Source organism: Parvibaculum sp. (genome assembly GCF_040882025.1).
GTDB lineage: Bacteria > Pseudomonadota > Alphaproteobacteria > Parvibaculales > Parvibaculaceae > Parvibaculum.
On the sequence record NZ_JBBECC010000037.1, the window covers coordinates 1 to 2,195 of the forward strand.

Genomic DNA, 2,195 nt, shown 5'->3' on the forward strand with positions numbered 1-2,195 from the left:
GCGAAATCTCCGAAGAGGAAGTCGACAAGTATCAGGCGGCGACCGATGGCTGGCCCGCCGCGCTTCAATGCATCCGCCTCTCGATGCGCGGCCACAAGGGCCGGGCGCGGGCGCTGCCGAGTTCGGGCGTCACCCCCGACCTGATCGATTTTCTCGCCACCGACGTCTTTGAAAATCTCTCCGCCGGCATGCAGACGGCACTGCTGGAAGCCTGCATGCCCGAGCGCATTTGCGCCGACCTGCTGGAACACATGTCCGGCCGCTGCGACGGCGAAAATCTGCTGAACGAGATCGAGCATTCGGGCCTCTTCCTGACGCCCGTCGACATGGAGCGCAACTGGTTCCGCTTTCACACGGTCTTCCGCCAGGTATTGCTGACCCGCCTCCGGCGCGAACTGACGGAAGCGGAAGTGCTGCAGCGGCACAAGAAGATCGCCGAATGGTATGCGGTGCACGGCTTCAGCGAAGAGGCGATCCTTCACCATCTCGAAGCGGCCGACGACGAAGCGGCGGCCGCCATTCTCGACACCATCATCGAACGTCTCGTGACCGAGGAACGGCTCGACCTGATCGTGCGCTATGTCGACCGCCTCTCGCCGGCCGTCATCCAGAAATACGAGGACATCCTCAACGCCGCCGTCATCGCCTATGGCTTCCGCCGCGAATTCGCCAAGGCCAATCGCATCGTCGACCTGCGCCGCGCGGCGCTCGAGCGCGAAAATGCGTCCGATGAAAAATGGGGTGTCCACCACTACACGCGCATTTTCACGACCGCCGGGCAGGACCAGGTCGTGGAGATCGGCCGCACCGCGCAGGAAACCCTCGACAAGCTCGCCGGCCGCCCCGGCCTCGAATATGCGGTGGCGCTCAACGCGCGGGCCTGGTGGCTCTACCTCAACGGCAAGTTCGAGGAAGCGCGCGAGGCGCTGGCGCAGGCGCGCGCGCTTCACGACGAGGCGCACAATCTTTTCGGCCTGTCCTATTGCGAATGGATCTACGCCAATGTGTTGAGTTCGCAAGGCCACAACGACGAAGCGCTGAGAAGCCTGAAGCTCGCCCAGATCCACAACGAGGAATGTGCAACCGTCAGCGTGACGGCGGGATCGGTCATCGCGGCCTGCCTCGCGGAAGTCCTTTACGAGAAAAACAGCGTCGCCGAAGCCGAAATGCTGCTTCACGACAATCTGGCGCTTCTCGAACAGCAGGCGATCGTCGAACCGCTGGCGCTTGCCTTCCTGACCATGGCGCGCATCGCGATGCTGCGTGGCGAGGAGCGCGAGGCCGAGGAAGTGCTCGACCGGATGATGTATCTCGGCCACCGCTACAATCTGCGCCGCCTCGTCATCTATGCGAAGGCCGAGCTGGTGCGCCAGGCGACGCTGGCCGGCGATCTCGACAAGGCGCGTTCGCGCTTTGCCGGCATGGGTCATGTTGATGCCGATGGCGAGGACGACCTCATCTACTATGCCGGCGAAACCGAAGCCCAGACGATCACCGAAGCGCGCCTGCTGATCCTTGCCGGCCGCCATGCCGACGCCCGCGCCCTGTTGCAGCCGGCAGCCCGCAAGGCGCGCGCGCAGCGCCGCCAGCGCCGTTTCATGAAACTCAATCTGCTGCTGGCGATTTCGCTGAATGTCGAGGGCCAGGTCAGTGCCGCCCGCCGCGCCCTCATCGAGGCGCTGCAGATCGGCGCCCCCGACCAGTTCATTCGTCTGGTACTCGATGAAGGCCCGCAAGCCGTCCGCCTGTTGCAGGAAGCGCGGCAGGCCCTGCCGAAGTTTCCCGATCTGCCGCAAAAGGATCGTGTCTCGGCCTATCTCGACCGCCTGCTCGGCGAGGCCGGCGAATACGCACCGGTCCTTTCCGGCGAACAGGCATTCGATGACGACGATGCGCCGTCGGCCCATCTCTTCGAGGCGCTGACCGAGCGCGAGCGCGAAATCCTGCGCCTCGTCTCCAACGGCTTCTCCAACAAGGCGCTCGCCGACCGCCTCTCGCTCTCCACCAACACCGTCAAATGGCACCTGCGCAACATTTTCGAAAAGCTGCAGATCGGCAACCGCATGCAAGCCGTCTCCGTCGCCCGCCATTTCGGGTTGATCGAGTAGCGCCGGACCCCAATGGACTGACTTCCCACCTCCTCATCCCCAAATTCGTCTTTGCCGGGCTTGACCCGGCAACCCAGAAGCCGCGCG

The 2,195-nt window shown here is 64.1% G+C and carries 1 protein-coding gene; it reads left to right on the forward strand.

The features are described from left to right. Window positions 1–2,108: LuxR C-terminal-related transcriptional regulator (locus WEB61_RS02450; RefSeq protein WP_368062742.1), on the forward strand; the 2,108-nt coding region annotated here is incomplete at its 5' end. Window positions 2,109–2,195 lie beyond the last annotated feature (87 nt).